Raw genomic sequence first — 6,812 nt, 5'->3', positions numbered from 1 at the left:
TTATAAATAAAGTTCGCGATAAAAATCCAGATGTTGTTGATGATTTATTTTTTATGCATGACTATTCTGCATCAGATTTTAAAACAATACTTAATTGGCTGCTTGATGAAGGAGTTTCTATTCGGGATATGAATACAATACTGGAAACAATGGCAGATAATATCGATAAGGTAAAGACACCGGTAGAACTGTTGGATCGAATCAGGGAAAAACTAGCCTGGCAGTTTGTGCCTAAATTTGCTGACAAAGATAAAACGATTCATGTAATCAGGATTTCTAGAACATTATCAGAGGCTTTGGCAGAACGTATTTACTGTCCTAAGCCAAATAATGAATTGCCTTATTATGCATTAGAACCTGATGAAAGAAAATTGTTTGAAAATATGATTGCTGAGAAAGTGCATCATATGAATGAAAAAGGATATGAGCCTATTTTTATTATTGTAAGTGATTTGCGAACTGCACTGGCTAATACAATTAGACCAAAGTTAGGGAATTTGACCTGTATATCAGATAACGAATTATTTTCAGTTATTAAAGATTATTCTGTTACTGTTGAAGAGGAGCTTGAGATAGATGAAATTAAAGTCAATGAATCATGTCCTGTCATTGATTAGAAGATGTGATGTTATTCTTAAAAATGGACAGGAACAGTTTGTAGGACTTTATTTTGATACGGCCAATTATGACCGTCCCATTGTCCTATTTAAGTATGACGGTGGTTTTAATTATTTTTGTCTAAAGCTCTGGAATTAATGCCGGTACTGTGTGTAGAACATAAAACACTAGCTAGAGCCTTGTCCGAGAATACAACAGAAGGTGACTATATTGACGTTGATTACATTAAGGCAGTAGCTAAGGTGTATTCAAAATTACCAAAATTCAAAAATTATGATAGAAAGACTTTTCATGAAGAGTTGAATAATGATGTTGTTACACAATTGTATCAGATTGAAGCAGACATCTGTACAAGTGCCGAAAAGAAATATTTGCAAAAAGTTGTAAAAACAGAAACAAAATCGATTTCTTTAGATGATGCCAGGGAATTGATTGGTAAGAACATATCTAAATTTTCAGAAGAATATGGTGTGGATTGTAGGATTATATACAACGCTTCCAAGAGTACAGATGAATATTATCTTGAAACTGTAATAGAGGAATATGATTTTGATTTGTGGTTAATGGTTATGTTTTCATCAGAGGATCAGAAAATATATGTAGGAAACCGGAGTATTTTTAGGAGTTTTGATATATGTGAAGCAAAACTTGTCGTAGACTACGTAAGGAATCTTATTCAGATTACTAATGGGAAATTAAAAAGGGATTTAAAAATTTACTGCAAAGAGTTTAAACTCAATCCTCGTCTTTATGATATTGCAAATAATTCAATAAAGACCATGCTGGAAATGAATTACAACAGGACAGGAATTGAATATGGAATTGATGATTCAATGAAAACTCAGGTTGCAGTGTATTTAAAAAAAACGAATCTCCCAATATTAAAAGAAGAGATGTCTCTTTCAGAGAGTATAGCAACAATATTTGCTTCAGGTGGAAATGTTCAGGTAAATTACAATAAAAAAGCAGAGCCAATGATGTATGAAGTTTGTATTACATATAATGAATTTCTTCGTAATCCAGATGCATTTAAGAAATTTATTGAAGAACCAAAGATCCGTAAAAAATGGAATTTCTGGTCGCGACGGAAAAAATATAGGCCAGAATTTTTTGATAAAAAATTTCAGCCTATCGCACCGTGATAGGCTAGGTGTATAATAATATAGCTGTAAACAGGAGCAGCATATGGCAAAAGAAAAGGTAAAGAAACAGTATTTGAACGGACTCGAACGAATCTTAAAAATCGACCAGATGATTTCCCAGGGCGGATATCCGAGTGTAGAAGATTTTGCAAGAGTAACAGAAGCATCCATTCCAACAATTAACCGCGACCTACGGGACTTGCGTATGAAGTTCGGTGCGGAAGAAATCTTACAGTATGACAGAATCAGAAAGGGCTTTTATTACACCCAGCCGTCTTTCAGAATCCCTGCAATGCTTACATCGGAAAAACAGATTGTAGCAGCGCAGCTAATGTCCAATCTACTTAATCTGATAAAGAATACCCCGGTTTATAAAAAAGCAATCGAAGTATTCAATTCTCTCTCTGATAATATAGATGAAGATACCAAACTTAATTCAAAGAAGCTTTCGAACCGCATTTTGTTTCTTGGAATGGATCCGGTAAAAATCGATGACGAAATTTGGACTAAGCTGGAAGAGGCGATGTCAAAGAATAACTATATCCGCTTTAAGTATCTGAATTACGAAAAAGAGATTGTTGTTCAGCCCTGGCAGCTTATTTACAGCGACGGTATGTGGAGCCTGTACACATACAATCAGATGCCGGATGTCAAAGACAATAGATTCTACAATCTGCCGGGAATCCACAACCTGGAAATCGACAAGAAAAACACCTTCGAGCTTCCTCCTGATTTTGAATATACCAAACGTGCTAAAGGAAACTTCCGCCGATACATAGGGCCGAAGTTACTTAGCTGCAAACTCAAAATCACTTCTGAAAAGACGCTCAATTACATAAAAACCTACAATTGGGCCGAAGATCAGAAGTTCGAAACGCAGAGTGACGGCAGCACAATAATGACCTTAACCACAAATCAGGAATATCCGCTGCTCGGCTGGGTTTTGAGTCACGGTATGTACGTACAGCCACTTGAGCCGGAATGGCTGGTGAACGAGTGGGGGAAGAATGTAAAAGAAATGGCACGCTTGATGAACGGGGTGTAGAATAGAATAAGGAATATATTGAGATGAGTTATTTAGATTATTTTTGTGAAATATTAAAAAGGAAGTTTTTAGCCACTGGTGAAATATCTGATACAGAAATTAAGGGTTTCCAGACAAAAGAATTAGATAAAAATCTTTATCATTCTATGTCAGATAAAACTAAGAGTGAGTATAAGAATAGTGATGGAGATGAGCTCAAGAAGGGTAGAATAGATATGATTCGTTCTTCTGCAGCAATGATTTATAACCTTCTGGGAAATGATGATGTAGTACTCGAAAAGAATAAGTATCTTCCAGAGGGAACGTATACAAAAGAATTTGAGAAGAAATATAAATCCATAAATGTTATTAATAAAGAAACAAATGAACCTTATGCTGCAAATTTAGATGCATGGCTTCATAATGATTCTTGTGAAATATTTATCGAATCAAAATGTATGGAATGGTTACAAAACAGTAGTGATAAGGAATTAGCAAAATCCTATATAAAATATACATCAAAATATTTTTATTCTGATTCAGCAGAAATGTTTAAATCTGTTGGTAACGAAATTTCTTGCTCTCAGTATGATTCATGCCAGATGTTCAGGCATACATTAGCAATCTATAATTATTTGCGAGATAACCCAGACAAGAAAAATAAAAAAATATATCTGGTAAATGTTGTTTGGGAGCCAGACGAATCTGAACTTCCAGAAGAAATAAGAGACGTATATAAGTCGCAATTAGAATTGGAACATAGAGAATTTCAATTCTTCTATAAAAAGATGAATTCAATAATTAATCTCATTAGACCAGCTCTTGCAAAAGATTTTGATATCATTTATATGCCGGTAAAAGAGTTCTTTTCAATTCTGAAATATTCAGATGAAAAGCAGAAGAGATTTGTACAGAGATATTTATAAGGGTGAATCGATATGAAAATAGTTAGCTGGAATTGTCATTTTGAACTTACAATGGATAAAGTCAACAAGTTATTAAATGATAAGAACTTTGCAGATGCAGATATCTATGCTATCCAGGAATGCGAAGAAAAAGATATAACTCCTGAAATAGAAAAGTCTCTTGGTCAGTTACAGGATAGCTGGTATGGAGATCACAAAGAATACGAATGGTACCATAAAGGTGATTTAGGTATAGCTTTGTTTTCAAATAAATATAAAATTGAGCGAATACACAAAGGTAAAGAACGTTTCCGTTATGTTGTTCCGTATAAGGTAACTGATAAGAGGACATTAGAAACTTTTACTCTGGTTCATATATGGACAAAAACGAAAGACAGAGAACAAAATCAGAATGAAGATTATTTGATGTTTGTTTTAAATGCTATGAAAGACCCTGAGTATTCTCAGTATTTATTTCCGGCAGACAATAAAGTTATTTGGTTAGGTGATTTTAATTGGAGTGCTCAATTAACAAGTTCTTTTTCAAAGAAAAAGTTTAAGGAATTTGAACAAGGAATAAGCGAGAAATTATCTAGCGCTTATCATGACTTTAATCATCTTGCTTTAGGAGATGAAAAAGTCAGAACCTTCTTTGATACTAAATCGAGAGCATATTTTAATGATTATATTTTCGTAGGAAAACATTCTTTTGAAATTGAATCGGCTCTTGTTGGCTCAAAAGAAAATTGGTCTAACTCAGATTGTAATAATACTTATGGCTCAGATCATTGTCCTGTAATGGTACAATTAAAATTAGTAAAATAACTTAAAGAAGATGGAGGAAATCTATGGCATCAGATTATAAAGTTATTAAAATTTCTCGTAGGCGAAAAGACGAAACTAATGCTTCATATATTGTGCAAAATGGAGAAAAGATAGATCAAATAAAAGTTCCTCAAGATGAAGTTCGTTATGAAAAAGGTGATGTCGTAGATACAAAATATATAGACTCTTTTAATAAGGTCAAATTATATAAGGATTATCAAAAGATAAACTGTAATGAAGAAATTGTTTATAAGAGTAACTTGAAAGAGATAGCAAATTTTATACAGAAATCTTATAAAGAGCCAGCTTTTTTAAAAAAGCAATTGCTTTGGGAGAAGGTTCTAAGAGAATCTCAAACCCCAAATCATTCAAAATGTGCAGGAAAGAAATCAAACGACAAAAAAGAAAAAACAATTTGTCGTTGTATGTATCATTATAATTCCGAAAGTACGGATCAATCAGTTTGTAAAAATTGTTCACTTAGACCAAAATGGCATAAAATTTCAAATAATATAAATATTTTGGAATATGAATATCCTACAACAAGAAAATATGAGAATGTTGGGGGAATGGATCTAATTTTGGAATATAATAATCAGATTTATGCTTGTGAAATTAAGCCGGAAAATAGTACCGAAACTTTAGCCCGAATGTTTGCAGAAATCCTTACGTATACACTAGATACTGAACGATTGGAAAAAGAATCTTTTATGAAAAATCGAAAACCAAAACCAGCAATTGGTTTCTTTGAAAATTCTAAACAGCATAAAGCATTCAATAAATATAAATCAGAATTGAAAGATAAAATGGATATTATCTGTGAAAAAATATCAGTTTTTATTATTAAAATTAAAAAAAATGAAAATGAGATTATTGATTTCCAAATAGAACCTTATACAAATTAAATAAAATATCATTTGATAATATTCTCTTCGGCTATACTTAAACAGATACGAAAAAAAATGTAATCAATTTTTATGTGGCATCAAATTCAAGTATGACTTTAATGTTTTTTAGTAGATTTAGTTTTATACTCATTCGAAGGGAAGAATGCATATGAAGATTCTTATAATTCCAGATGTTCACGGTTCTCATGAATGGGAGGCTGCAAAGGAACTTCCTTCAGATGCATATGATTATGCTGCTTTTCTTGGGGATTATTTCGATTGCTGGGAAAACGAATGGCCGGATCAGGGGGAGAATTTTAAGGCTATTTGTGATTTTGTTCGTCAGGATACTGCTCACAGAAAACTCCTTTTGGGTAATCATGACTGGAGCTATCTGAGTAAGACAGTGAACGGGGCAGGGGTGTCAGGGCATCAGAACAGACGTATCGATGAAATCAGAAAGCTGCTTACGGAAAATCATGATATTCTTGATTTAGCTTTTGAATGTGATGCAAACTGTCCGGGCGGTCGGATTGTTTTTGCTCATGCCGGATTTTCACGTACCTGGGTAAAGGCTGTTCTGAAAGTTTTTGGTATTTCGGAAAATCAGTGGTCGCTTTCTTTCTTGAATAAAGAGTGGCACAGGCTCTCTTTTGATCCTCACTCTGAAGGCTTTAATTATGCTTTCGAAGAACTTCTGGACTGGTACGGATTTTTCAGTAGTTCAGGAAATGAGATTACTCAGGGGCCGCTCTGGATTCGACCGGAAGCGTTGCTGAAGGATGCATTTTATGAAACTCAGATTGTTGGTCATACTGAATGCTGCCTTGGAGATTTTGTATTTTTGCGGGACAAGGATATCAACTTGAACCGTATGAATACTGTGATTGCTGCTGATTCAAGCTCTCACCTTATTTTTGATGTTATTGATACAGAGAATCTGCCTAGTGAGGCAATTTCACTTTTGGATTTCAATAAGTTTTACAAAGGAACCCAAAAGCAGATTTATGATATAAAGTCTCTGCAGTTTTCAATGGCGGATTATTCAAAAGAAAGGGCAATGGCAGCGTTGTCAGCTGCCTTCGGTGAAAAACTCGCCGAGAGATACTACAGGATGTATTTCTGAATTAGGAGCAACCCCAAACGGTTTTAAAAAATCTCTGCAGGATAGTTTGTATATTCATTAACAACTTCCAAAAAAGTTTGTTCGAACAAACTTTTAAATTAGAATTAAAATAGAAATTTTAATCAAATTATACTTTTTGCTTAAAATTATAGATAAAAATAAGGTATTTAACGCACTTGTAACCACTGGCAAGATAAAGAGCGTTAACATTTTGCTGTAATTTCTTATATAGTTAATAATTACGGCGTTAACAAGTGCGTTTTTTTTGTTAACATTGTTAACATT

At 33.6% G+C, this 6,812-nt stretch carries 8 protein-coding genes; 7 read left to right on the top strand and 1 reads right to left on the bottom strand.

What is annotated here, in order from left to right; translation table 11 throughout:
* From MSI_RS12590 to MSI_RS12560, 7 genes are all read left to right on the top strand, one after another.
* The coding region (locus MSI_RS12590) for an FHIPEP family type III secretion protein (RefSeq protein ID WP_039924942.1) at positions 1–617 on the top strand (617 nt) is incomplete at its 5' end.
* Positions 618–734: 117 nt separating this feature from the next.
* Entirely contained in the window at positions 735–1,760 is a 1,026-nt protein-coding gene (locus tag MSI_RS12585) for a hypothetical protein (RefSeq protein ID WP_155815628.1), read from the top strand.
* Between the two features lie 43 nt (positions 1,761–1,803).
* A complete protein-coding gene (locus tag MSI_RS12580; protein WP_009107699.1) occupies positions 1,804–2,805 on the top strand; it encodes a YafY family protein in 1,002 nt (333 codons plus the stop codon).
* Positions 2,806–2,828: 23 nt separating this feature from the next.
* Positions 2,829–3,710, top strand: coding sequence for a hypothetical protein (locus tag MSI_RS12575; RefSeq protein ID WP_009107697.1), 882 nt, complete (start codon positions 2,829–2,831; stop codon positions 3,708–3,710).
* Positions 3,711–3,722: 12 nt separating this feature from the next.
* Positions 3,723–4,514: an endonuclease/exonuclease/phosphatase family protein gene (locus MSI_RS12570; RefSeq protein ID WP_009107695.1), complete on the top strand. Its 792-nt coding sequence runs from the start codon at positions 3,723–3,725 to the stop codon at positions 4,512–4,514.
* A gap of 23 nt (positions 4,515–4,537) precedes the next feature.
* Positions 4,538–5,419 carry a hypothetical protein gene (locus MSI_RS12565; protein WP_009107693.1) on the top strand — a complete coding sequence of 294 codons (882 nt, stop codon included), beginning with the start codon at positions 4,538–4,540 and terminating at the stop codon, positions 5,417–5,419.
* Positions 5,420–5,570: 151 nt separating this feature from the next.
* A complete protein-coding gene (locus MSI_RS12560; RefSeq protein WP_009107691.1) occupies positions 5,571–6,527 on the top strand; it encodes a metallophosphoesterase in 957 nt (318 codons plus the stop codon).
* A 93-nt stretch (positions 6,528–6,620) separates the two neighbouring features.
* Here the strand turns inward: MSI_RS12560 and MSI_RS15090 are convergent.
* The coding region (locus MSI_RS15090) for a hypothetical protein (RefSeq protein ID WP_039924940.1) at positions 6,621–6,812 on the bottom strand (192 nt) is incomplete at its 5' end.

Source organism: Treponema sp. JC4 (assembly GCF_000260795.1).
GTDB lineage: Bacteria > Spirochaetota > Spirochaetia > Treponematales > Treponemataceae > Treponema_D.
The sequence above is the reverse complement of the archived record's forward strand: the minus strand, read 5'-3'. Positions and strand labels throughout refer to the sequence as shown.

Bases quoted from the DNA above. Each gene is read 5' to 3' on its own strand.
- MSI_RS12580 (WP_009107699.1), top strand. From the start codon at position 1,804: ATGGCAAAAGAAAAGGTAAAGAAACAGTATTTGAACGGACTCGAACGA.
- MSI_RS12575 (WP_009107697.1), top strand. From the start codon at position 2,829: ATGAGTTATTTAGATTATTTTTGTGAAATATTAAAAAGGAAGTTTTTA.
- MSI_RS12570 (WP_009107695.1), top strand. From the start codon at position 3,723: ATGAAAATAGTTAGCTGGAATTGTCATTTTGAACTTACAATGGATAAA.
- MSI_RS12565 (WP_009107693.1), top strand. From the start codon at position 4,538: ATGGCATCAGATTATAAAGTTATTAAAATTTCTCGTAGGCGAAAAGAC.
- MSI_RS12560 (WP_009107691.1), top strand. From the start codon at position 5,571: ATGAAGATTCTTATAATTCCAGATGTTCACGGTTCTCATGAATGGGAG.